The sequence below is a fragment of the Runella defluvii genome, assembly GCF_014195535.1.
In the GTDB taxonomy this organism is placed as follows: domain Bacteria; phylum Bacteroidota; class Bacteroidia; order Cytophagales; family Spirosomataceae; genus Runella; species Runella defluvii.
Genome location: NZ_JACIBY010000025.1, coordinates 20,995 through 45,906, shown reverse-complemented (window position 1 = coordinate 45,906; position 24,912 = coordinate 20,995). Strand labels below are relative to the sequence as shown.

General features: G+C 45.0%; 17 protein-coding genes. 11 read left to right on the top strand and 6 right to left on the bottom strand.

Translation table 11 applies throughout. From position 1 onward, the window contains the following. Nucleotides 1–4: 4 nt before the first annotated feature. The 3 genes from FHS57_RS29885 to lolA1 all read left to right on the top strand — a co-directional run bounded on the left by FHS57_RS29885 (nucleotide 5) and on the right by lolA1 (nucleotide 4,561). Nucleotides 5–1,066, top strand: a complete 1,062-nt coding sequence (locus FHS57_RS29885; protein ID WP_122933012.1) for a quinone-dependent dihydroorotate dehydrogenase — start codon at nucleotides 5–7, stop codon at nucleotides 1,064–1,066. 171 nt (nucleotides 1,067–1,237) lie between these two features. Continuing rightward, nucleotides 1,238–3,763, top strand: coding sequence for an FtsK/SpoIIIE family DNA translocase (locus FHS57_RS29880; RefSeq protein WP_183980181.1), 2,526 nt, complete (start codon nucleotides 1,238–1,240; stop codon nucleotides 3,761–3,763). Between the two features lie 168 nt (nucleotides 3,764–3,931). Next, nucleotides 3,932–4,561 (top strand): outer membrane lipoprotein periplasmic chaperone LolA1, encoded by a 630-nt coding sequence (gene lolA1, locus FHS57_RS29875; RefSeq protein WP_183980179.1) that lies wholly within the window; start codon nucleotides 3,932–3,934, stop codon nucleotides 4,559–4,561. Nucleotides 4,562–4,650: 89 nt separating this feature from the next. On the opposite strand, the gene FHS57_RS29870 is transcribed toward lolA1, so the two are convergent. From FHS57_RS29870 to FHS57_RS29860, 3 genes are all read right to left on the bottom strand, one after another. Further along, nucleotides 4,651–7,053 carry a 3-hydroxyacyl-CoA dehydrogenase/enoyl-CoA hydratase family protein gene (locus FHS57_RS29870; RefSeq protein ID WP_183980177.1) on the bottom strand — a complete coding sequence of 801 codons (2,403 nt, stop codon included), beginning with the start codon at nucleotides 7,051–7,053 and terminating at the stop codon, nucleotides 4,651–4,653. A gap of 114 nt (nucleotides 7,054–7,167) precedes the next feature. Beyond that, a complete protein-coding gene (locus FHS57_RS29865; RefSeq protein ID WP_183980175.1) occupies nucleotides 7,168–7,623 on the bottom strand; it encodes a helix-turn-helix domain-containing protein in 456 nt (151 codons plus the stop codon). 168 nt (nucleotides 7,624–7,791) lie between these two features. Continuing rightward, nucleotides 7,792–10,221, bottom strand: coding sequence for an outer membrane beta-barrel protein (locus FHS57_RS29860; protein WP_183980173.1), 2,430 nt, complete (start codon nucleotides 10,219–10,221; stop codon nucleotides 7,792–7,794). Nucleotides 10,222–10,416: 195 nt separating this feature from the next. Between FHS57_RS29860 and purU the strand changes: the two genes are divergently transcribed. After that, nucleotides 10,417–11,226, top strand: a complete 810-nt coding sequence (gene purU, locus FHS57_RS29855; protein ID WP_229601499.1) for a formyltetrahydrofolate deformylase — start codon at nucleotides 10,417–10,419, stop codon at nucleotides 11,224–11,226. A 98-nt stretch (nucleotides 11,227–11,324) separates the two neighbouring features. Next, nucleotides 11,325–12,938 carry a sodium:solute symporter family transporter gene (locus FHS57_RS29850; RefSeq protein WP_183980169.1) on the top strand — a complete coding sequence of 538 codons (1,614 nt, stop codon included), beginning with the start codon at nucleotides 11,325–11,327 and terminating at the stop codon, nucleotides 12,936–12,938. A gap of 78 nt (nucleotides 12,939–13,016) precedes the next feature. Here the strand turns inward: FHS57_RS29850 and FHS57_RS29845 are convergent, their stop codons facing one another. Next, nucleotides 13,017–14,186, bottom strand: coding sequence for an ATP-binding protein (locus tag FHS57_RS29845; protein WP_183980167.1), 1,170 nt, complete (start codon nucleotides 14,184–14,186; stop codon nucleotides 13,017–13,019). 140 nt (nucleotides 14,187–14,326) lie between these two features. Here FHS57_RS29845 and FHS57_RS29840 point away from each other — a divergent pair, with 140 nt between their 5' ends. From FHS57_RS29840 to FHS57_RS29830, 3 genes are all read left to right on the top strand, one after another. After that, nucleotides 14,327–15,763: a DUF1800 domain-containing protein gene (locus FHS57_RS29840; protein ID WP_183980165.1), complete on the top strand. Its 1,437-nt coding sequence runs from the start codon at nucleotides 14,327–14,329 to the stop codon at nucleotides 15,761–15,763. A 27-nt stretch (nucleotides 15,764–15,790) separates the two neighbouring features. Continuing rightward, nucleotides 15,791–17,002 (top strand): DUF1501 domain-containing protein, encoded by a 1,212-nt coding sequence (locus FHS57_RS29835; RefSeq protein WP_183980163.1) that lies wholly within the window; start codon nucleotides 15,791–15,793, stop codon nucleotides 17,000–17,002. Nucleotides 17,003–17,083: 81 nt separating this feature from the next. Then, on the top strand, nucleotides 17,084–17,230 hold the full coding sequence (locus FHS57_RS29830; RefSeq protein ID WP_183980161.1) for a hypothetical protein: 147 nt from the start codon (nucleotides 17,084–17,086) through the stop codon (nucleotides 17,228–17,230). A 21-nt stretch (nucleotides 17,231–17,251) separates the two neighbouring features. Here the strand turns inward: FHS57_RS29830 and FHS57_RS29825 are convergent, their stop codons facing one another. Further along, the gene (locus FHS57_RS29825) at nucleotides 17,252–18,580 is read right to left on the bottom strand and encodes a sensor histidine kinase (protein WP_183980159.1); all 1,329 of its coding nucleotides are present in this window, start codon (nucleotides 18,578–18,580) and stop codon (nucleotides 17,252–17,254) included. Further along, the gene (locus tag FHS57_RS29820; protein ID WP_183980157.1) at nucleotides 18,577–19,953 is read right to left on the bottom strand and encodes a sigma-54-dependent transcriptional regulator; all 1,377 of its coding nucleotides are present in this window, start codon (nucleotides 19,951–19,953) and stop codon (nucleotides 18,577–18,579) included. Before FHS57_RS29820 ends, FHS57_RS29825 begins: the two co-directional genes overlap by 4 nt. A 442-nt stretch (nucleotides 19,954–20,395) precedes the next feature. On the opposite strand from FHS57_RS29820, the gene FHS57_RS29815 reads away from it, so the two are divergent. The 3 genes from FHS57_RS29815 (at nucleotide 20,396) to FHS57_RS29805 (ending at nucleotide 24,902) form a co-directional block, all read left to right on the top strand. Next, nucleotides 20,396–21,646, top strand: coding sequence for an efflux RND transporter periplasmic adaptor subunit (locus FHS57_RS29815; protein ID WP_183980215.1), 1,251 nt, complete (start codon nucleotides 20,396–20,398; stop codon nucleotides 21,644–21,646). A gap of 128 nt (nucleotides 21,647–21,774) precedes the next feature. Beyond that, the gene (locus FHS57_RS29810; protein ID WP_028523031.1) at nucleotides 21,775–22,452 is read left to right on the top strand and encodes an ABC transporter ATP-binding protein; all 678 of its coding nucleotides are present in this window, start codon (nucleotides 21,775–21,777) and stop codon (nucleotides 22,450–22,452) included. A 92-nt stretch (nucleotides 22,453–22,544) separates the two neighbouring features. Further along, nucleotides 22,545–24,902, top strand: coding sequence for an ABC transporter permease (locus FHS57_RS29805; RefSeq protein WP_183980155.1), 2,358 nt, complete (start codon nucleotides 22,545–22,547; stop codon nucleotides 24,900–24,902). The last annotated feature ends 10 nt before the right edge of the window (nucleotides 24,903–24,912 follow it).

Here is a 24,912-nt window from a genome sequence, read left to right as displayed (position 1 = left end):
AGCCATGTATAAGTGGCTCATCCTTCCGATTCTCTTCCGTTTTGATGCCGAAAAAGTGCATCATTTTATCTGTGGAACCCTCAAGTTTTTCTTTCAAATTCCTGGCGTTCCTTTTATTTCAAAGCAATTATTCAATTTTGAACATCCTTCGCTAGAGCGAGAAGTGTTTGGGTTGAAGTTTAAAAATCCTGTGGGATTGGCGGCGGGTTTTGATAAAAATGCAGAATTGGTGGATGAATTGGCCTGCTTAGGCTTTGGCTTTGTGGAAATCGGGACGGTAACGCCCAAACCGCAAGATGGCAACGATAAACCGCGTTTGTTTCGCCTCAAACCCGACCGCGCTATCATCAATCGCATGGGTTTCAACAACCACGGAGCTGCCGCCGCCGCCCAACGCCTGAGAAAGCGCAAAACAACGATTTTGATTGGAGGAAATATTGGTAAAAATAAACTCACTCCCAACGAAGACGCCCTCGACGATTATTTGAAGAGCTTTGATGCTCTCTACGATACCGTTGATTACTTCGTCGTCAACGTGAGCTCGCCCAATACCCCAGGCTTGCGTGACCTGCAAGAAAAAGAGCCATTGATGAAAATCTTGGCGGCGCTCAAGCAAAGAGCAAACGAACTCGCAGGCCACTCATCGCTCACCACTCATCGCTCATCACTCACTGCTAAGCCCATTCTGTTGAAAATCGCCCCCGATTTGACCGATAGCCAGTTGGATGATATTATTGAGATAGTCACCACGACCCAAATCGCGGGTGTCATTGCTACTAACACGACCATTAGCCGCGCCGATTTGAAAACAGATGATGAGTTTGTAAAAAAAATTGGAGCTGGAGGGCTAAGTGGTGCTCCCCTAACGCATCGTTCTACTGAGGTAATTCGTTATCTTTGTGAAAAATCCAATCGGGCTTTTCCCGTCATCGGAGTAGGAGGGATTGCTTCTCCCGAAGACGCCAAAGCAAAATTGGAGGCAGGAGCGAGCCTTGTCCAAATTTATACGGGCTTCATTTACGAAGGCCCCGCTTTGGCAAAGCGCATCTGTCAATCCCTCGTTTAGTGCTTCACATACCCCATTTGTGCGTCAGCACACCTTCATACTGAGTGAGTTGTGTACGGTAGAACGCTTTTGTGCTACGGTCTCAATAACTGTGTCTATTCTTCGTTAGCATTTTTTGATAAAGTAGTAACTCGAAAAGAATTAGTAACGAAACCCTACAACGAGTATCTAATGGCCAAAAACGTTATTCCTCCCAATTCGTCGAAGCAAGATCGCAGGACGACACCACCCCCGCCTACCCCACCCAGCGGAGGAGGCAGGCAAATGAAAATTCCGTTTAATCCAAGCCCGCGCAGCCGTAAAGTTTGGGGTTGGGTATTGCTATTTTTATCGCTTTATATTTTTGGTGCTTTTGTTTGGTACCTATTCACAGGCGCGGCCGACCAGAGTGTGGTCGATTCGGCTTTTACCACCAAAATGCGGGTATCAGTCAAAGAAACCGAAAACATCATGGGCTTTTTTGGGCTCTTGCTTTCACACTTCTTTATTTTCCGCTGGTTTGGAATCGCCGCTTTGGGATTACCGTTTCTACTGTTTTTAATCGGGGTCAAAATCGCGTTTGGACGTGAATTATTGCCCTTGCAGCGCACTACCCAGCTGGTATTGATTTACCTGATGTGGCTTGGGTTGTTTTTTGGCTTCTTCGTGTTTCAGACCGATACGGCTGGCTCGCTTAGTTTTTTATGTGGTGGCATAGGCTACGAAATCAACGCCTTGCTCAACAAATACATTGGTTTTGGTGGTTTGTTTGTTGTTTTGGGCTTATTAGGGATTATCATGGTTTATTTTCACGGTATTTCTTCTTTTGATGAGTTTGCCGAAATGGTTGAAACCCCCATCAAAAAGCGTGTTCAACCCGTGGATATTGAGGTAGTGTTGGAGGAAAAAGAGGAAGCCGCTGTGCCCAACGAACGCCCTGCCCCAGCAAATCCGCCGAAAGTGGAAACAAAACCAGCAGATGAGCCTGAAGAAAAAGCACAAACGGTTGATTTTACGGCAAATAGTTCAGCCCCTAAAACGCCAAAAGCAGCTCCTAACTTGACGCTTATCGTGGAAAATGCCGATGAAGTGGTGGCAGCCAAAGAAGATAAAACAGACGATATGCCTATTTCGGGGACGACGACCAAGATTCCAGTCGTGCCTTTTTCCGATGCTGACAAAGCAGCGGATGAATTGGTGGAGTTACACGGGCCGTATGACCCTACCCTCGACTTGGCCAATTATAAATATCCTACGCTTGATTTGCTCCATAACCGTGGTGAAGGACAGTCGAAAGTAACGGCAGAGGAATTGGAAGCCAACAAAGACCGCATCGTCGAAACGTTGGCTAATTATGGCATCAGCATCGCGAGCATTAAAGCAACCATCGGGCCGACGGTAACATTGTACGAAATCATTCCAGAAGCGGGGGTGCGTATTTCTAAAATCAAAAGCCTCGAAGACGATATTGCGCTGAGTTTGGCGGCGTTGGGGATTCGTATCATTGCACCTATGCCAGGCAAAGGAACGATTGGGATTGAAGTACCCAATAAAAACCGTGAAATGGTATCTATTCGGTCGGTATTGGCCAGTAAAAAATTCCAAGAAAGTACGTTTGATTTGCCAGTAGCTTTGGGGAAAACAATCTCCAATGAGTTTTTTATCACCGATTTGGCCAAAATGCCTCACTTGCTGATGGCAGGGGCCACGGGGCAAGGGAAATCGGTGGGGCTAAACGTGCTTTTGGCTTCCTTGATTTACAAAAAACATCCTGCTTTGCTCAAGTTTGTGCTAGTGGATCCTAAAAAGGTAGAATTGACGCTGTTCAACAAAATCGAACGCCACTTTTTAGCCAAACTCCCCAATAGCGAAGAGGCGATTATTACGGATACCAAAAAAGTGGTTTACACGCTCAACTCGCTTTGTATTGAAATGGATACCCGTTACAATTTGCTGAAAGAAGGGGGTGTGAGAAACATCAAAGAATACAATGCTAAGTTTATCCAGCGACAGTTGAGCCCCGAGCGGGGGCACCGTTTTTTGCCTTATATCGTCTTGGTAATTGATGAGTTAGCCGATTTGATGATGACTGCGGGAAAAGAAGTGGAGCAGCCGATTGCTCGTTTGGCGCAGCTGGCGCGGGCGATTGGGATTCACTTGGTAGTAGCTACTCAGCGGCCTTCGGTCAACGTCATTACGGGTTTGATTAAGGCCAACTTCCCTGCCCGTCTTTCGTTTAGGGTAACGTCAAAAATTGACTCACGAACGATTTTGGATACGGGCGGTGCCGAACAACTCGTCGGGATGGGGGATATGCTGCTTTCGACGGGCTCAGACATGATTCGTCTTCAGTGTGCCTTTGCCGATACCGACGAGATTGATGAGGTATGTGAATTTATAGGTAGTCAACGTGGGTATCCTTCGGCCTATCATTTGCCTGAATTTAGCGGAGATGACGATGAAGGGGGCAAAGAAACGATTGATTTGGCCGACCGCGACCCGATGTTCGATGATGCTGCGCGTGTGATTGTAGTGAGTCAACAAGGAAGTACGTCGCTGATTCAGCGGAAACTAAAATTGGGATACAACCGCGCAGGTCGTATCATGGATCAACTCGAAGCCGCAGGAATCGTCGGGCCATTTGAAGGCAGCAAAGCCCGTGAGGTGTTGATAAACGACATAGCCACGTTGGAGCAAATGCTCAAAAACATGGGGTAGTGCCTTTTTGTCTCGACGGATGCTAGGCTTCTATCGACCAACAAATATTGAACACTTCGGTACTTGTTGTAACTTTGCTCAATCAAGTTTGGTTATATAGGCGTGCTGTTTTAAACGTTTTCGTTGGAAAGCCGTCTATATAGCATCTTTAACAAAAACAGATATTAAATGAGAAAAGCCCTAGTTGCAATGGCTCTTTTGGGGAGCCTTTTCGCAAATGCTCAAAATGACAAACGCGCTGCGACCATTTTGGATGCAATGAGCAATAAGTACAAGACGATGACGTCGTTCAAGGTTGCGTTTACATACATCAATGAAGGAACGAAAGAAACCCTAAAAGGGGATGCCACCGTGAAGGGAACGAAGTTTCGTTTGAAGATGGCGGGTCAAGAAATTTTCAATGATGGAAAAATCATGACTACCTACATCAAAGAAAGCAACGAAGCGACTGTTAATAACTACGACCCGAAAGAAGCGGGAGATATTGACCCAACGAAGGTATATACGATTTACAAAAAAGGGTACAAATACACCTTCTTGGAAGAAGTAACTGAAGCTGGAAAAGCCTACGAAGTAGTGGAGCTTACACCCGAGAAAAAAGACTCGAAAGTGGCCAAACTCCAAATCAAAGTTGATAAAAAAGACAAGTCAGTGAAAAGCTGGAAAATCTTTCAACGCAGCGGGCAACGTCTTGGTTTTAAGGTAGATAGTTTTGTGCCAAACGTAAAGGTAGATGATAAGTCGTTTGCCTTTGACGCTTCAAAATACAAAGGAGTAGAGGTGATTGACTTGCGATAAGCAAGAATAAGATTCTGCTTTTAGACCCTCCAAGTTTCAAAAACTTGGAGGGTCTTTTTGTTAGCAAAAGCTTTTAGGGGCATTAACGATTAGTTCCGAGGAGGCTTTCCACCCGTAAGTAGTCCTTGAATACGTTCTAGCGTTTTCTTCTCACCCGTCAACGACAAGAAAGCTTCACGCTCTAGGTCGAGGAGGTATTGCTCGGTCACGTTTTGAGGATAACTCAAGTCACCCCCACAAATGACGTAGGCCAATTTGTCGGCAATTTTGGCGTCGTGGTCAGAGATGTAATTTGCCATGCGCATACTTCCGATTCCCGCTTTAAACAAAGCCAAGCCTGTTTTTCCCTGTACTTTGATGTCGGTGCGGTGTTTCGGTTGCGTGTAACCGTTTTCGGCCAAATCCACCGCTGCTTGTTTGGCTTCGGCAATCAAGCGACTGCGGTTGAGCACAATTTGATCGCGGTCGGCTTTGATGTAATTCATTTCCACGGCCTCTTGCGCCGAGGTCGAAACCTTCGCTTGCGCGATGTTCATAAAGGCCGTTTGTAAAATGTTTAACTCAGGGTCGCCTGTTTGGTACAAATCCGAGCAGCGAAGGGCCATTTCTTTGGTACCACCTCCCGCTGGAATCAATCCTACTCCGAGTTCTACCAAGCCCATATACGTTTCGGCGTGGGCCACAACTTTGTCGGAATGTAAGTTTAATTCGCAACCACCTCCGAGCGCCAACGAGTGAGCCGCCGTTACGACAGGAATCGACGAGTAGCGCGCGCGCATCATCGTTTGTTGGAACTGCGCAATCATGAGGTTGATTTCGTCGTATTCTTGCTCAATCGCAAACATAAACAACATGGCCAAGTTAGCTCCTGCTGAGAAAGCTTCATTGGAGTCATTTCCAACGACCAACCCACGGAAATCTTTTTCAGCAATGGCATAGGCGCGGTTGAGTCCTTCCACGACTTCGGCACCGAAGGTGTTCATTTTTGAATGGAATTCTACGCCTGCAATACCGTCGCCAAGGTCATAAATCGACGCTCCAGCGTTTTTCCAGATGATATTTTGTGATTTATTTTCAAGAATGATAAACGACTCTTGGCCTGGAATGGCTTTGTACGATTTAGATGGAATATCGTAGTACAGTTTTTTCCCGTCTTGTACTTTGTAGAATGATTCATTCCCTGCTTCCAGCATTTCATATACCCACGTGGCAGGATTGAGCTGAAGCGACTCCATGATGCCGACCATGTTTTTCACTCCGATGGCGTCCCAAGTAGTAAAGAGCCCCATTTCCCAACCAAAACCCGCACAGATGGCTTGGTCGATGCGGTAAAGTTCGTCCGAAATTTCGGGGATACGGTTAGAAGCATAACGGAAACCGCTTGCAAACGTACGGCGATAAAACTCGCCCGCTTTGTCGGTTCCTTTTAATAAAATGCCAAAACGCTTTTTGAGGTCATCAATCGCTTTGGTTTTTTCAAGGGTTTCAAACTTCACTTTCACCGACGGCTTGTATTCCAATGTTTGGAGGTCGAGGGCCAAAATGAGCGTTTTCCCTTTTTCGTCTTTGGATTTTTTATAGAAACCTTGGCCAGTTTTGTCACCCAACCACTTGTTTTCCATTAATTTGGCCATAATTGGCGGAAGCTCAAAGGCCGCTCTCGACTCGTCGTGCTGCATCTGCACGAGGTTGTTACAAACGTTGACGGTCGTATCCAAACCTACCACGTCCGACAAACGGAACGTCCCTGACTTGGGGCGACCTACCACAGGGCCTGTCAATTTATCAACTTCTTCGACCGTAAGACCCATTTCGGCTGCCACGCGGATTGTTTCTACAAGGGCATGAATCCCGAGACGGTTTGCAATAAAGCCAGGGGTATCTTTACACAGTACGGTAGTTTTACCCAAATACAAGTCTCCGTAGTGCATCAAGAAATCGAGGATAGACTTGTCGGTTTGGGGACCTGGAATTACCTCGAATAATTTGAGGTAACGAGGAGGGTTAAAAAAGTGCGTTCCGCAAAAATGCTTCTGAAAATCATCACTGCGGCCTTCCGACATCAAATGAATCGGAATCCCCGACGTATTTGACGTAATGAGCGTTCCAGGCTTGCGAAGCGCATCTACTTTTTCAAACAACGACCGTTTTATGTCCAAACGCTCCACAATCGCTTCCAACACCCAGTCGTAGTTTTTGATTTCGGCGAGGTTATCGTCAAAATTACCAAGTTTGACCCGACTCGCAAATTTGGCACTGTACAAGGCTGCAGGGCTGGCTTTGAGGGTATTTTGGAACGCGTCGTTCACAATACGGTTACGAACCGCAGGGTGTTCGAGCGTCAAACCTTTGGCTTGCTCGGCCGCGTTGAGTTCTTTGGGAACAATGTCTAACAACAATACTTCTACGCCGATGTTGGCAAAGTGGCACGCAATACGCGACCCCATGATGCCTGAGCCTAACACGGCTACTTTCTTAATGCTACGGTTCATTGTATCTAAATCAGTATGTGTTGAATGAGATATTTTTGGTGAACCAAAAGTAGAAAAAAATAGTATGCAAGCATAATATTTTTAAAAAATATCTCTGACAACCACTTCAAGTAGCTAAGAATCCAACGGCCCGCACACCAAGTTCATTTGTTGGCGGTATTCGTCGGGTGTAAGAAGGGTATGTTGATAAAAGGTTTTAAGGAAGCTGCTGTGCGAAAGATACCCCAAGTGGGACGAAATATTTTCAAGACAAACCTCGATGTTATTGGGGTTGGCAAGAATTTTCTTGGCTTCCTGAACGCGGTAATAATTGATAAGCTCTAAAAAATCTTGTTCGATGGTTTCGCGGAGCGCTTTGGATAACAGCGATGGCGCAACGTTGAGGCGAAGGGCGAGCGAGTCGAGCGAAAAATGCGGAGAGAGGTAGAGTTTTTCTTGGCTCAATAAAAAAAAGAGTCGATGAACGAGCTGACTGGGACGTTCTTGCGGGCGCCGACTGAGAAAACCCAGTGACACGCGCCTGAACAAATGCCCAAAATGAAATCGCTCCCCCGTCATAATGCTGCTCATTTTGTAATAAGATGCAAAATGTCAGGGGAACGTTGCATGGAAGGGGCGTTTCATTTAAAAATCTTGATAAAACAAGGCTGCTAATAGGTGTTTGGAAACCTTGTGCAAACATCAGAATTTTAAATCAATGAGCGCTTACCCGCTTCGTTAAAGTATGTTAAATGGGGGTTAACTAGCTCCTACTCGGCGTTTTTCGTCCTCTACGCCTGAATTTCTACGGCGCGACTGAGTCACTTTGTTGTTCCCAAAACGGTACGAAAAAGACAATGTCGCTACGCGCGTATCACGGTTTACCCTAAATATTTCTACGTAATCATTGAAGGTCACGGTAGCACGCCCAATTTGGGTATAAAGCAAGTCGGTGGCGTTGAGTTTCAAAGTCCCTTTGCGTTGCCAGAAGGTTTTTTGAATTCCAACCGACAGTTGTCCCGTTGGTAATACGTCCATGTATCCATAAATCTCGCGGGCACGATACACGACGGTAAGCTCAGCTACGTAGCCTTTTTTACCAAGTGTAAAGCTGTTATTACTGTTGATGTTTATGTTGAAATTCCCATTTTGCAGTGGCGTATTGGCCGTAAAACCCGTGTATTTTCCGTAATAAGTATTGATGTTGTTGACACTATTCCACCATTTGGCTACTTGGATAGGCGCCGAAACGTTGATTCCCCAAAACTCAAACTCAGTCAAATTTCGGTTGGTTTGAATGGTGATTTTTTCTTGTCCATCGGCAGGGACGATAACCTCAGTGATGTTATTGAACGTCTTGCTGTACGAAAGAGTCGTCGTGATTTGGTCTTTGTAGGTGTGCGATAGTTCGAGAGAATACGTAAACTGCGGTTGTAAGTAGGGGTTCCCTTCGCTGTAGGTGCTGTTGTTGATAAAAAACTTAAACGGATTGAGTTGTTTATAGCTTGGGCGGTCGATGCGGCGGCTTAGCGAAAGTCCCCAATGATGGGTTTTGGAGTGTTTGTAGTTGATAAAAGCACTGGGAAAGAGCCGCGTATAAGACGTGTCAAACTGTGCTTGAGTTGCAAGTTGGTTGCCGTTGAGGCGGGTTTGTTCGACGCGTAAGCCCAATTGAAAGTTGATTTTATTCAGCTCTTTGGCAAAGTTGAGGTAGCCAGCGTTGATGTTTTCGTTGTAAATAAAATGATTGCTTTGTCGAGAGTCAAACACAGGTTTCCCGTCGCTGAGGTTGTAGTATTTGAGGTCATTGTCAGCACGAACAAAGCTGCTTTTTGCTCCCAATTCTAATTTTGCTTTTTGTTTGAGTGGGCGAGTGTAATCAAATTTGAGCGATTTGATGTCTAAAGAACCCGCGATGTCGCCCGTTAAAATAGCGGTTGGCAGCACCTTTTGCCCAAAGCCATCCAAAAAATCGGTATCAAAGCGTTGGTCAGAAGTGTTTTGGTAATGCACATAATCGGCGTCTATGCTTAACTCGTGACCTTTGGTATCGAAACTGTGCTTGAGGTTGAGGTTGGCCGCGTAGTTTTGCAATTTGTCTTTAGAATCATTGGTATTCAAGTCATTTCGGAGAAAATTTCGTTGACCATCTAAGACACGTGTCGTGGTATTCCCGACGGGATTAAAGCGATTGTCCAAGCCGGTAACGAGCGCTCCGATAATCGTTTTCGACGAAATAGTATAATCAAGACCAAGGCGAGCGGTATGGGTCTTGAAGGGAAAACGAATAAAATTATCTTGGTCAAAAACGCCTTCTAAAGCCGAGCTATTATAAAATTGGCGGTCGAGGCGGAGGTGGCTAAAGCCTTTTCGGTAGGAGTAATTATAATTTCCGTAGAGGTTGAGTTTTTTGTTGCGGTGGTTGAATGTAACACCTTCGGTCGTTTTTGCATATACACCTTGCCCGTACGACAAACTTAGCGTGCCGTTGGTGCCGAGATTTTGGTCTTTTTTGAGGACTAAATTCAAAATTCCCGCGTTTCCTGCGGCGTCGTATTTGGCCGACGGGTTGGTGATGATTTCAATTTTTTCGAGGGTATTGGCTGGTAAGCCTCTTAGGTAATTGGCAAGGTCTTGGTTAGAAATAACGGATGGTTTACCATTTATCATCACCACAACACCCTGCTTGCCTTTGAGGCTGAGGTTGTCATTTTGGTCAATAACTACGCCAGGTGAGCGTTCAAGTACTTCGAGCGCATTGCTTCCCGCACTGACAATGCTGTTTTCGACATTGACAATCGTTTTATCAAGTTGCCGTTCGATAAAGGGTTTGGTGCTACGCACTGTGACTTCGTTGAGGTTTTGCGTGGCTTGGACTAGGGGTAACGTGCGTAAATGAAGGGTCGGCGTTTCGGAATTAAGCACGAAAACGGGGCTGCTAAACGGCGCATAGCCTAATTGACTGACTCGAACAAAAAAACGCCCAAAAGCGACTTTATCGAACGAAAAATCCCCTTGCGCATCCGCAATTTCGCCTTTGACAAGGGTAGAATCATTGGCCCGTAAAAGAGTAACGGTGGCAAATTCAACCCCTTTTCCGACATCATCCGTGACACGTCCAGAGACAGTTTGGGCAAAAAGGGCAGGTGTAGCCCCACAAAGCAATAAAAGTAGCGTAAAACGAAACATAGCTGTATGAGTTTGATAGACCAAAACTACCACTTAGGCTATGTGTGGGCGTTCACCCAAAGTATGGGATTTACACCAACGGCGGTGAATAAGGAAGGATATTTGGTCAAAAAGCGGGTAAAATGACCGTAATTCGTACATTTGAACAAAAAATACCAATTCAACTTTGACCTTCGAATGAAGCAGATTCTCCTCATGGATGGGCCAGACCACAAAGGGCTTATCTACCAAGTCACGCATGTGCTGTATAATCACAACCAAAATATTATTAGTCAAGACGAATACGTGAGCCCGTCGGGTCAGTTTTTTATGCGTACTGAATTTGAGGGAGAGGGGAATCCGAAAAGTATATTGGATGATTTAACAGCGACGCTTCCTGCGGGACTTAACCTACGGTTGAACCCAAAGAAAAAGAAAGACGTGGTGTTGTTTGTGACCAAAGAACATCATTGCCTTGGCGAGTTGTTGATACGATACGCTTTTGATGAACTTGACGCAACGATTCAGGCGGTGATTAGCAACTACAACGTCCTCCAGCCGCTGGTCAGTAAGTTTGGAATTCCGTTCCATTTTATTTCTCATGAACACAAAACGCGCGAAGAGCACGAAGAGGCGATTTTACGAACGCTCGAAATCTATCAGCCTGAGTATCTGGTGTTAGCCAAATACATGCGCGTGCTTACTTCGGATTTTGTGAAACATTACCCCAATCGAATTGTCAATATTCACCATTCGTTTTTACCTGCGTTTATTGGCGCTAATCCGTACCGACAAGCATACGATAGAGGTGTAAAAATCATTGGAGCCACGGCACACTTTGTCAACGATAATTTGGACGAAGGCCCCATCATCGCCCAAGATGTAAAAGAAGTAGATCACCGCTTGACGGCTTTTGACATGGCCACTCTTGGTAAAGACACCGAAAAATCGGTGTTGTCGAAGGCATTGAAGCTGGTTTTCAACGACCGTGTGTTTATTCACGGCAACCGAACGATTATTTTGTAAAATAGTATTAAAACGGTATTTTTTCTACTTTTTTATGGACGTTTCCGTATCTTGCGACGTATTTGACCCTAATAACAACTAACCTCCCAGCAATTAAAATGCAAAAACTCCAAACCCTAGACTACTTAGTCTTTCTAGTGTATTTTGTCGTAGTCGCAGGCTACGGTTACTGGATTTACCAACGAAAAAAATCAGCTGAAGCAAGTACAACCGACTTCTTCCTCGCCGAAGGTTCACTGACTTGGTGGGCGATTGGCGCTTCTCTCATTGCCTCCAACATCTCGGCCGAGCAGTTTATCGGAATGTCAGGAAACGGATTTTTGATGGGACTTGCCATTTCTACTTACGAGTGGATGGCGGCTGCAACGCTGCTAGTGGTGGGGATATTTTTTATGCCTATCTACCTCAAAAACAGGATTTTTACCATGCCTCAGTTTTTGAATCAACGCTACAATACCACCGTTAGCTTGATTATGGCGATTTTCTGGCTGTTTTTGTACGTATTGGTAAACCTAACCTCAATCCTGTTTTTAGGAGCTTTGGCCGTATCGACCATCTCTGGAATTGACTTTACAGTTTGTATGTGGTGCTTGGCCATTTTTGCCGTTTTAATTACGGTAGGAGGGATGAAAGTAATTGGTTATACCGACGTAATTCAGGTATTTTTCTTGATTTTAGGAGGCTTGGCTACGACGTATCTTGCCATGGATTTGGTGTCACAAGAGTTTAATGCGCCAGGTTTGGCAGGTGCATTTAAAACCATGATGGAACATTCGGAAGACCACTTCCACATGATATTTAAAGAAGGACACCCGCAATACATGGCACTTCCAGGGCTTACCGTATTGATTGGTGGGATGTGGATTGTGAATCTTAACTATTGGGGATGTAATCAATACATTACGCAACGTGCCCTTGGTGCCGACCTCAAGACGGCTCGTGAAGGGATTTTATTTGCGGCATTTTTGAAGCTTTTGATGCCAATCATCGTGGTTTTGCCAGGGATTGCTGCTTATACATTGTACCAACACGGTTTGTTCCAAACCGAAATGATTGAAGGTGGAGAGCTAAACCAAGACCGTGCGTATCCAGTATTGCTTAACTTGTTGCCAGTAGGTTTGAAAGGGCTTTCGTTTGCAGCACTAACGGCCGCGATTGTGGCGTCATTGGCTGGAAAAGCAAACAGTATCTCGACTATTTTTACGTTGGATATTTACAAAAAATACATTGCGCCAGAAGCCGATGAGAAAAAATTGGTTTGGATGGGACGAGTGACGATTGTCGTTGCGATGATTTTGGCGATTGTCATTTCTCCTTATATGGGTATTGATAAAAAAGGTGGATTCCAGTTTATTCAAGAAATGACGGGATTGGTTTCTCCAGGGGTATTTGCGGCCTTCTTGTTAGGGTTTTTCTGGAAAAAGACCAATTCGGCGGGCGCTATGTTTGCGATTGTGGGTGGTTTCTTGTTGGCGTTTTCAATGCACAACAATTGGCTCCCAGGCGCTGATTGGTCAACCGTTCCGTTCCTCGACCGTATGGGAATCGTGTTCCTTATCTGTGTGGCCGTGATGATTGCCCTCGGACTTTGGAAACCAAGTGATAAAGGACTTGAAATTGATGCGTCGATGTTCCGTGTAAAAGGCACATTTGCCGTTGGAGCAGCGATTGTCGTCGTAGTAGTAGCTATTCTCTACACAGTGTTCTGGTAAGTCAATAGTTCGTTTTTTCTAAAAATCCCCTGTTAGCAAGTCTAGCAGGGGATTTTTTATTTTACTGGAAGAATTGAATTATTGAAATGTAGGCAAAATATCATTCAGGAAATTAAGCAATGGCAGGACAGTTATACCGTCTTTGTTCGTGTATTGGCGCCCTTCTGGAATTATCACATAGGCATTATCTGGTAACAAGTCCTTAATACTTTCGTGAAACCCTCTGCTGATAGAAGGAGCGAGTGCATGTTTAATTTCAATGCAAATTTTTGCACCAGTAGGAGAAATGGCAAATAAGTCAGCTTCTGCTCCAGATTGGGTACGGTAGAAGAAAAATTTCCATTCCGGGACGGCAGAACGTTTAATTTGCTCGATTACATACCCTTCCCAAGAAGCACCTAAGCTAATGTGAGTAAGTAAATGATTGTAACTTTTTATTTCGAGTAGCGTATGTAATATACCCGTATCTCGTATATAAATTTTAGGTGATTTCACTAACCTTTTGGAAATGTTGACACTGTAAGGTTGTAAACGAATAACTAAAAAAGCTTCTTCTAAAATTTCAATGTGACGCATTAAAGTAGGGCGGGCTATGTTAAGAGACCTTGATAAGTCGCTAATATTAAGTAGCTGACTTTGAATGCTTGAGAGCATCAATAGTAAGCGACTAATTCCCTCTACACTTAAATCGTACCCTAGTGCTCTCAAATCACGATAAACAAAATCGCGAATATAATTTCCCAGCCACTGCTGTGCGAAACGTGTCCCTTTTGCTTTTAATGCTTCTGGAAACCCTCCAAATACCCAATGCTCAAGTTGGGTCGCAATTGATTGCGCTTCAAGTAAGGAGAATGGTGTAAGTTCTGTATAATGAATACGCCCAGCTAAAGACTCCACTGAGTGGCGCATCAAAGTGGGAGAAGATGAACCAAGAAGAATAAATCTGCCTGGCCGCCTGTCTTGATCAATTAATGGGCGTAATATTGAAAAAAGTTGGGGCCGCAATTGAACTTCATCGATAATAATTGTTTTATCGCTGTGTGCTTTTAAAAAGGTGATGTCATCTTCTTCAAAAATCTTTTGAGTTTGAGGCTCCTGCAAATCTAAAAATATGGTAGGACGTCCTAATAATGTCTGTAAGTGACGTGCGAGGGTTGTCTTTCCTACTTGCCTTGGACCTACAATGGCTAAAGCAGGATAAAAGCTAAAATCTTCTAGCAATCGAATTTGAATATGTCTTTCTATCATAAAGCAAATATATGATTTAACCTTGTAAATTGTAATATTTAATATTACAATTTACAAGGTTATGTTTTTAAAATAACGCTAGTTCATTAAACCTATTCCCTCCGAGTGATTCTAAGAAAAAAACAGTTCAAGGAAACACTATGGAAGCAAATTCACACCAGCGTCAGCTTCAGCATTTTTTTTGGAGGGCAGGATTTGGGGCTTCTCCTGATGAGGTAAAAGTAGCGCTCTCGGCACCGAAACATCGGGTAATCAAGGATTTTATTCGAGATAGCAAAGAGGTTCACGATTTCAATGTCGTTGAGCCAATGCCCTATTTTTCGTTGCGGAATGAAAAACGGGACATGAAAGCCAGTCCGACCCAAGAACTTGACGGAATCAAAGACAAGTTGAAGGCTGTAGCCGAAGAGCGTCGAGAAAGCATTGGAAATTTAAACGATGCGTGGGTGGCTCGGATGGGGCAAGGAACGGGGGCTTTTCGGGAAAAAATGACCTTCTTTTGGCACAACCACTTCGCTTGCCGTAGCAGAATGGCATTGTTTGTTCAGCAGCAAAACAATACGTTGCGCCGCCATGCCCTTGGCAAATTTGGCGATTTGCTGATGGCTATTTCCAAAGATGCGGCTATGCTCCAATTTTTGAATAACCAACAAAATCGTAAAAAAAGCCCCAACGAAAATTTTGCCCGTGAAGTGATGGAATTGTTTACGCTTGGGCGTGGAAATTATACCGAAACCGACGTAAAAGAAGCCGCAAGGGCGTTTACGGGTTGGGGATTCAATGGCTCAGGCGAGTTTGTATTTCGACCACTATTTCACGATGAAGGTTCCAAAACGATATTGGGTAAAACGGGCAACTTCACGGGAGAAGACGTAGTGTATATGCTACTGTCCAACCCCAAAACGGCTCAGTTTATTTCTACGAAACTGTACCGCTATTTTGTGAATCAAAAAGTGAATCCCGAACACGTTGAGGCATTGACAAATCGCTTTTTACGCACGGATGGTGACATTTTGGAGGTCATGGAGTATGTATTTACACAGGACTGGTTTTACGACCCTGCCAATATTGGGGCGCAAATCAAGTCGCCCGTAGAATTACTAGCGGGAATGCAGCGGACGCTTCAGATGGATTTTGTGGATAAAACGCCCGTTTTGTATGCTCAAAAACTCTTGGGACAAACGTTGTTCAATCCCCCCAATGTGGCGGGTTGGCCATCGGGAACGGCCTGGATTGATAGCTCAAGTTTGTTGACACGAATGCAACTGCCGAAAGTACTCTTTCGCAACGAAATGCTGGCGGCAAGCGTAAAAGAAAGCGGGGATGCGAACGAAGAAACGGTGAAGCGGAAAAGTAAATTTGAGGTAACGATGAATTGGGAAAAGTTTTCCTCCTTTTTTGATTCTTTTTCTGAACAAGAACTTACCGAAGCGCTGGCATCACATTTGATACAAGTACCTATTAACAGCTCTTTATTAAAACAAATTGATAAACAAGGGAGCGCCCCAAGCCGAGTTGAGCGTGTCAAACAATTGACGGTGGCGTTGATGTCAATTCCTGAGTATCAAGTATGTTAAACACACTATCTAACTACCACTAGCACCATGAAACGCCGTGAATTTTTAAGAAATACGACTTTTACGACCGCAGGCTCGTTATTAGTTCCTCAGTTTTTGAAAGCCTACGAAACGCAGTATTCCGCACCTTCTACGCTCAACGAAAAAGTGGTTGTCATTATCCAATTGTCAGGAGGAAATGATGGACTCAATACAGTGGTGCCGTTTAGGAATGATATTTATTACCGTGAACGGCCGTCTATCGCCATAAAATCAACGAATGTACTGCGCCTAAACGATGACATTGGCCTGAATCCCGCCCTTGAAAAAATCAAAGAATTGTACGACAACGGGTTGGTATCGATTATCAACAATGTAGGCTACCCCAACCCTGACCGCTCGCATTTTCGCTCGATGGATATTTGGCAAACGGGAAGCAGCGCCAGCGAGTATTTGTCAACGGGCTGGATTGGGCGTTATTTAGATGCACAATGTGCGGGTCAAAGTGCCAAAACCGCTCCGCACCAAGCCCTCGAAATCGACGATACGTTGAGTTTGGCGTTGAAAGGAAAAAATTTGAATGGATTAGCACTTCAAAATCCTGAAAAGCTATTTTCCCAAACCCAAAACGGTTTTGTAAAAGCTAATTCAAAACTAACCCCTGCCGACGACCACGAAAATGTGGCGTATTTGTACAAAACCTTGGCAGAAACCGTGTCGTCGGCCGAGTATGTGTACAACAAAGCCCAAATCCATAAATCGAATAAGCTGTATCCAACAACGGAGTTGGGAAAAAGCCTCAAAACCATTGCGGAACTGATTACCTCGGGCGTAAGCACGCGAGTGTATTACGTATCGCTGTCGGGTTTTGATACGCACATTCGTCAAAACGACCAACAAGACCGCCTGTTGCGTCAGTACGCCGAAGCGGTGGGTGTATTTGTGGAAGACCTAAAGTCAACTAACCGCCTCGACGATGTGATGATTATGACGTTCAGTGAGTTTGGGCGTCGCGTCAAACAAAATGCTTCCAACGGTACCGACCACGGTACGGCCAACAACGTATTTGTCATTGGCGGGCCACACCGCACGAAGCCTGTACTGTCGGAAGCGCCTGATTTGACAGATTTGGACAACGGAGATTTAAAATACAAAATAGACTTTCGTCAAATATATTCAACCCTGCTCGACGACTGGCTCAAAGCGGATTCTCGTTTGGTGCTCGGCCAAGCGTTTGAGCCTGTACGGTTGTTTGGATAGCCCTAATTACAACAATGAATCAGTAAACTTATTATGCTAACTGTATCAGAGTTTTTCAAAGAAGAAAAAGACCCTCTTTATATGAGAGGAATCAAAAAAGGAGAAGAAGTAGCTCAACAAGAGGTTGTGAGAAACCTCTTGAGAAATACTGATTTTAGTAGCTCTAAAATTGCCCAAATTGTGGGTGTTTCAGAAGCTTTTGTTGAGAATCTAAAAGTAAAAAAATAATGATTGCCTGGTAAAAGCCTCTTACAGCGCCATGACGAACGTGGTGCCTTCACCAACTTCTGAGGTAGCCGTAAGTGAGCCGCCATGTTGCTGTAAAATTTGCCTTGATAGGCTCAGACCAATCCCTGAGCCTGTTTTTTTTGTGGTATAAAACGGAATGAAAATACGCTCCAATGCCTCAGGCTCGATACCCGAACCGTTATCAGCAACTTCGATATAGGTTCGTTGGTTGATGTCCGAATGGGCTTTGACGGTAATCAGGGGCTCAGGGTTTCCCTGCAAAGCCTCGATGGCGTTTTTAATGAGGTTGATGATCACTTGCTCAATCTGATCAGCATCGGCATTGAGAAGAAGGGTGTCGGGAACGACGCTCACGTTTAATTGCACCGACGATTCCTGCAAACTTTTTTGGAACAACTGAACCACCCGCTGAAGAAGCTCTTTGACCGAAATTTCGGCAAAAGTAGGCTTGGGCAGCGCCGTAAAGTCGCGGTACGCATTCACAAACTGAATAATCCCAGTACTGCGCTTTTCAATGGTTTGAAGGGCTTCGGTCAAATCTTGAAGTCCTTCGTTGTCAGGGATTTCTGGTTGTATGTCTAGCTGGACAATCTCTTTCATGGTGCCAACCAACGACAAAATCGGCGCCAACGAATTCATAATTTCGTGTCGAAGCACGCGCGTCAGGTTTTGCCAAGCCTCCACTTCTTTCTGTTGGAGTTCGGACTGAATGTTTTGAAGAACCACAATCCTAAGGACTTTGCCCCGTAGCTGAATTTGCGTTGCTTGTACCGAAAGCGACTCGTCGTCGGGGGTTTCGTAAAGTTGTTTTACCCCCGTTTTGATGTTTGCTATAAGCGAAAAAAGTTGAGGATGAGGTTCTTGTAAATCTTCAAGCTGGCGAAGACGATAAATACTTAGCATTTTTAACGCAGCGCTGTTGACCAGTTCGACGCGGCCGTCGCTGCCAAAACTTATCAAACCCGTATTGATTTGCTGAACGATGGTGTTGAGGTACTGCAAATTGGCTTCTTTTTCGGCCCGAGCGATGCGGAAGGCTTCCAGTACTTCGTTGAACTGTTGATTAATTTCGCGAAAACTATCCCCCATTTTGTCGTCTGAACGAAACTTAACCGCAAAATCAGAGTAACGAACCGATTCAAAAAAGCGGGAAAGTTTTCGGTTGATGTTTGTGACATAATGGTACAAGTTAAACATGGCGGCAGCGCCCAATATCCCGAGCAGCGATACGGCTGTCCACTGTTCTTTGTTGCCAAAATACACGGCCAATCCTACAAAAAATACCAGTAGGACGATGCGCCAAAGAATACCAATTGAGAAATGTCTCATAGTCCGTATTTTTCCATGCGCCGATACAACGCTTGCCGTGAAAGACCCAATTCGCGCGCTACTTCTGTGATATTGCCGTTGTATTTCTTCATGGCCTTCACAATCAGTTGTTTTTCCATTTCTTCCAACTGAAACGTTTCATTGAACTGCGACGCTTCGGTAAAGGCATTTTGGAAGAAATCTTCGGGCTGGAGGGTAGAGTTTTGGGTCAAAATAATGGCCCGCTCTACTGCACTTCGCAATTCGCGCACATTTCCAGGCCAATTGTAGCGTTGGAGCTGTTTGACGAGTGCCGCACTGAACGTGGTCACCACTCGTTTGTACTGATGACGGTATTGTTTTAAGAACAATTCGGCCAACGGAACAATGTCTTCGGGGCGCTCGCGAAGCGGAGGAAGGCGAAGCTCGATGGTATTGATACGGTACAGTAAATCTTGACGGAAAGTGCGCTCGGCTACCATTTGGGCAAGCGGCTGATTGGTGGCACAAATCACGCGGACGTCGATTTGCTTGGGCTTGTTAGACCCGACGCGCGTCACGAGGCGGCTTTGCAAGACCGAAAGCAATTTGGCTTGCATGGGAAGCGATAAATTTCCGATTTCGTCCAAAAACAACGTTCCGCCGTGGGCTTCTTCAAATCGCCCTGCGCGGTCTTCTTTGGCGTCCGTAAACGCCCCTTTGACACTTCCAAATAGCTCACTTTCAAATAAGCTTTCGGGAATAGCTCCCAAATCGACGGTGACGAATGGCTTTTCGGTACGGTTTGATTTTTGGTGAAGAAGCTGGGCCAAATCACTTTTTCCCGTTCCATTTTCTCCCAAAATCAATACAGTTGCATCGGTAGAAGCGACGCGCTCAACGGTAGCATACAGCTGCTGCATGATTGGGCTGGTCGCCAAGAAAGTGGACTGTGTTGGTTTGTTGACGGTTTTGGGCGGAGCGGTAGGCGTGGCGGAGGTAGGTTGCACATTGGCATGTGCTTTATTTTCTGCCCGTTTTTGGACCGCCGCTTGCAGGGTAGCGAGCAATTTGTCGTTTTCCCAAGGCTTTAAAACAAAATCCATCGCCCCCGATTTCATCGCACGAACGGCCATTTCTACGTTTCCGAAAGCCGTAAAAAGAACTACTACGGCCAGCGGGTCAATGTCTAAAATACGGTCGAGCCAATCAAATCCTTCTTTACCACTGATAACGTCGCGGGTGAAGTTCATGTCCAGCAAAATCGCGTCATAGTCGCCGTTGGTGACCAAAAAAGGAATTCGTTGCGGATTTTTTTCAATATCAATTTGGCTAAAATGGCGTTTGAGCATCAGTTTAGCAGCACTAAGCACATCTACGTCGTCGTCAACAATGAGGATTTTGGCTGAAAGCATGGGCTATTTATACGATTGTTGTTTACAGAGGATTTTAAACTCTAACGGAGTTTACCCAATAAGAGTGCCAAGTTACAAAATCCCTCATAATCAATCAGTAAGAAAATACGTACTTTTTAATCCTGTCCACCGCCGTACAATGCTTGTCCGAAAACGGACAAAATTAGAAATGGTATTTTTGAATAATTGTCTAAAATTCAACTACTTATGGTTCTGGCACGGGTATTGGATAAAGAGAGGTACAGTACTCATACAGCCATAAGAACACATACAATTGAAGGATTTTAGTTTAGGTTAGAGAACCGTGAGCCAGACAAGGCGTTGTTTTTAACAGCCATCATTGTTTTAAAAATTTTTAAATTCATCAGAATTAACAAATGCACCCATGGAAGTCAAACATCCACTTAGCAACCAAACTTCAAACAACAGTACACAAGGATCAATGGATCGCGTTCGGAAAAAGAAATTTTGGAATACACAGCGTATCATTTTGGTGGTAGGCGGCGGCGCCATCATCGCCTTCATCGGATACCAAGTATTCTTTTCAGATAAACGTTCAAAACTCAACGTAGAAGCCGATAAACTGACGGTATCAAGCGTTTCAACGGGTTCGTTCGATGAGTTTATTGTGGTGACGGGGGTAATTCAGCCGCTCAAAACGATTCGCCTTGACGCGATTGTGGGCGGATACGTGAAAGAAAAAATAGTAGAAGGTGGTAGTATGGTAAGCCAAGGCCAAGTGCTTTTGCGCCTTGAAAACCAAAACTTGAAGTTGAACTTCTTGCAATCGGAAACCGAAGCGAGCCGATTGGTCAACGACCTTCAGAATACGCGTCAACAGTTGCGCGTCAACCGATTCAACATGCGTCGTACGCTCAATGAACTCGATTTCAAAATTGACCAAGCCAAAGATATTTATGACCGTAACCAAAAGTTGTTCAAAGACAAGGTCATTCCCGAATCTGACTTTTTGAAGTCGAAACGCGATTATGAATTGTTGGTAAAGCAACGTGACATTGAAACGGAGTCGCAAAACTACCAAGAAGAAAACGCCAAAATGCAGATTACGCAGTTGGAGGGAACCTTAGTGCGCACGCAGAAAAACGTAGAGCTGTGGCGTCAGACCCTCGACAACTTGGTGGTAAAAGCGCCCGTAAGCGGGATGTTGTCGTCGATTGATGTGGAAGTAGGATCCAACATTAGCCAAGGACAAAACATTGGCCAAATTGATGACTTGGACGGTTTTAAAATGCGCGTAGCGATTGACGAACACTATATTTCACGGATTTTTGTGGGGTTAATGGGACATTTTGATTTCAACGGTAAAGAGCATAACCTCCAAATCACGCGCATTTATCCAGAAGTACGCAATGGCCGTTTTGAAGTAGATATGAGTTTCCCAAAAGGAGCACCAGAAGGCATCAAACGTGGGCAATCGACCCCGATTCGTTTGGACTTGGGTAAGGCCGAAAAAGCGATGTTGTTACCAGTCGGTGGGTTCTTCTCCGATACAGGTGGAAACTGGGTGTATGTTTTAGACAACAGCGGCAAGCGTGCAAGCAAACGCAACATCACCCTTGGTCGCAAAAACCCAGAGTTCTACGAAGTACTCGAAGGTTTACAGCCAGGCGAGAAAGTAATCACCAGCTCGTATGCTAACTTTGGTGATAAGGAAGTATTAGAAATGAAGTAATAACAAGCCCCAAACCTCGCTGGCGTACCGTCCGATGGGGGCTTAAGCAGCCAATTATTTCAAAAAAAACATAAACACACAAAACCGCTGACCCTGGCGTTCCCCCATTGGGGGTTAGGGGGCTTGACATGATCAAAATAACCAACCTTCAAAAAATCTTCTCAACTGAAGAAGTTGAAACTACAGCCCTGAACGGAATAGACTTGGAAGTAAAAGATGGCGAGTTTGTGGCCATCATGGGGCCATCAGGCTGTGGAAAATCTACATTACTAAATATAGTGGGCTTGCTCGACAATCCTTCGGGAGGGAGCTATGACTTCCACGGAACCGAAGTAGCTACGTTGTCGGAGCGCCAACGGGCACAACTACGCAAAGGAAACATCGGATTTGTGTTCCAAAGCTTTAACCTTATCGACGAACTTACGGTGTATGAAAACGTTGAGCTTCCGTTGCTTTACTTAAAAGTACCTGCCAACGAACGCAAAGAGATGGTCGAAACCGTATTGACCCGCATGAACATCATGCACCGTCGCAATCACTTCCCTCAACAACTATCGGGGGGGCAACAACAGCGTACGGCGATTGCGCGGGCGGTCGTTGCCAAACCCAAACTAATTTTGGCCGATGAGCCTACGGGTAACCTCGACTCTGCTAACGGCGAAGAGGTAATGAAACTCCTCATCCAACTCAACGACGAAGGAACGAGTATCGTCATGGTAACGCACTCTCCGTACGATGCTGGATTTGCACACCGTATCGTTAATTTGTTTGATGGTAAGGTAGTTACCGAGAAAATGCGCGTTTAATCACGTATTCCTATCCCATTCTATTTTTTACGTAAAGGGCACTGAGTTTCTACAATTCTTTGCCCTTTCTATTGCCTTTTACCCATACAGCTATGATACGAAGTTACTTCACGATTGCATTCCGCAATCTGCTCAAAAACAAGGTTTATTCGTTTATTAATATCATGGGGTTGGCCCTTGGTATGGCTTGCAGCCTGATGATTATGCTTTGGGTGCAAGACGAAATAAACATGGATGGTTTTCACGCCAACGGCGCTCGCCTTTATCGGGTGATGGAAAATCAGTACTATTCTGGAAAAATTGAAACGTACGCGTCCACGCCAGGGATTTTGGCTGAAAACATCACCAAAGACATCCCCGAAATAGAAATGGCAAGCCAGTTTTTGTGGGAAGAACAGCCGCTCTTTACCGTAGGAAATACCTTTGACAAAGAAAAAGGGCGTTATGTGCAAGGCGATTTTTTGCGTTTGTTTAGTTTCCCATTGGAAAAAGGCGACGCCAAAACAGCCCTCAAACGTCCTGATGGCGTGGTGATTTCAAAAAAGTTAGCCCAAAAGTATTTTCCCAACCAAGACCCCATCGGCAAAATCATCAAGGTGGACAACAAAGATGCGGTGATGGTAACGGGAGTGCTCAAAGAACTTCCCAAAAATAACTCGATACAGTTTGATTTTTTGATGAGCTACGATCGTTGGCAAAAAACCAACGCGTGGTCGAAAGAGTGGGGGAACAATGGGCCACGCTGTTATGTGTTGTTGGCCAAAAACGCTTCTTTGGAGAAAGTAAACGCCAAAATTAAAGGCTACATCAAAACCAAAAACAAAGACAGCAACGTAGAATTGTTCTTGCAGTCTTTTCCAGAATCGTACTTATATTCAAAATGGGATTCGGGAAAGCAAGACGGTGGGCGCATCGAATACGTGCGTATTTTCTCAATTGTAGCCATCGTTATTTTGCTCATTGCCTGCATCAATTTTATGAATTTGGCAACGGCACGCTCCGTCAAACGGGCCAAAGAAGTAGGCGTTCGGAAAGTAATTGGGGCTGTCAAGGGTGTTTTGGTGGGGCAGTTTATGGGAGAAGCCATCCTGATTACGTCGTTGTCGTTGCTGATTTCGATTGTGTTGGTCTTTTTGTTATTGCCAACGTTTAATCTTCTGACCGAAAAAGAACTGACGCTCAACTTTACCGACCCGCGCATTTTAGCCACTTTGCTGGGTTTGACGGTGTTCACGGGCTTAGTAGCGGGTAGTTACCCTGCGCTTTTTATGTCGTCGCTCAACCCTGTAGTAGTGCTCAAAGGTTCGTTGAAGTTTAAACCGAGCGCTACTTATTTCCGTAAGGGCTTGGTGGTATTTCAGTTTGCGTTGTCGATTATGCTCATTGTGGGCATGGTGATTGTGCACGAACAACTGGATTATCTGCAAACCAAAAATTCGGGATACGACCGCGAAAACTTGGTATATATGCCGTTGGAAGGGGATTTACAAACAAATTTCTCTTCGTTCAAACAAGAACTTCAAAGGCAGACGGGCATAAAGCACGTCACGCTTTCGCAGTCCAATCCGTTGGAAGTCGGCTCTTCTACCCAAGGCGTTACGTGGCCAGGCAAAGACACGACTCAGTTATTGTTGTTTGCCCAAAATGCCATTTCGTACGATTATATCCAAACCATGGGCATTAAGCTGGTGGGCGGGCGTGATTTTGGTGAGCAATACGGCATGGATACGACCAACTACATCATCAACGAAGCAAGTGCCAAAAAAATGGGATATAAAGACCCCGTTGGTAAAGAAATGACTATGTGGGGACGCAAGGGAACCATCGTGGGCCTGATGAAAGATTTTCACTACAACTCGTTGCACTCAACCATCGAACCCCTGATTTTACGCTTACAACCCAAAACCGAAAATTGGGGGGTAGTGATTGTGAGGGCAGATGCTGGCAAAACCAAGGAGGCATTGGCGAACCTTGAAAAAACATTCAAGAAGTTTAATCCGAGTTTCCCGTTCAAATATTCGTTTACCGACCAAGAATACGCCAAACAATACAAAAGCGAAGAGGTGGTCAATCAATTGTCGAATTTCTTTGCCTTTTTGGCCATTTTTATTTCGTGTTTAGGGTTGTTTGGGCTGGCCGCTTTTACTGCCGAACAACGAACCAAAGAAATTGGCGTGCGAAAAGTGCTCGGAGCCAGCGTGACCAACTTGGTAGGTATGCTGTCGGCGGAGTTTATCAAATTGGTATTGGTGGCTACGTTCATTGCCTTTCCTATTGCGTGGTATTTCTTAAAAGGCTGGCTCGAAAAATACGCCTATCGCATCGAAATCGAGTGGTGGTATTTTGCGTTGGCGGCCATTGTGGCGGTTTTTATCGCCCTGCTAACCGTGAGTTCTCAGGCCATTCGTGCCGCGTTGATGAATCCTGTAAAATCATTGAAAACCGATTAACCCTTTCCTG